The organism is Bradyrhizobium sp. BRP22, from assembly GCF_020194175.1.
Taxonomy (GTDB): Bacteria; Pseudomonadota; Alphaproteobacteria; order Rhizobiales; family Xanthobacteraceae; genus Bradyrhizobium.
Window position 1 is genome coordinate 1 of the sequence record NZ_JADYVX010000120.1, and the last position, 537, is coordinate 537.

Consider the following 537-nt stretch of genomic DNA (forward strand, 5'->3'; position numbering starts at 1 on the left):
AAGATGCATTCGATCATCGCCCGGCGCGATTGCGACATGCCATAACCCTGGTGGCGCGTGGTCCGTTCGTCGATCGCGCTTCGGCGGCGCTTGCCGGTCTTGGTGATGGCGTTGTTTTGCCTCACGTGCGGGGTGACGTTGAGGGCGCGAAGATTGGCCACATGATCGGCCGTGTCATAGGCCTTGTCCTCGCCGGCGGTGATGATGCGGTGGCCGGCCTGCCTGGCCTTGGTTTTGAGCATCTTCTCCGAGGCGCGACATTCGGCGGTGCCGCTGGCGCGCGTGACCATGCCCGCCACAGCCAGCCCGTGCCGGTTCTCCATGGTGGCGGGGCCGATGTAGCAGAGCTTTGCCTCCCGTCCGGCGGCCTTGCGGTAAAGCCGACTGTCGGGATCACTCGTACTCGCATGCGTGTCATTCTTGCGCTTTTGGCCGTGGAAGTCCGCGCCGTCGTCGTCATCGCTGCCGTCCTTGGGGCGGAAGCTCTTCTGGGAGGCCCAAGCCTCAATCAACGTCCCATCCACCGAAAAGTGCTCG

Annotated in this window: 1 pseudogene; it reads right to left on the reverse strand. The window is 64.2% G+C overall.

Annotation, left to right across the window (positions count from 1 at the left end):
- A pseudogene (locus I6F35_RS39640) lies at positions 1-537 on the reverse strand (IS5/IS1182 family transposase); the annotation flags it as partial.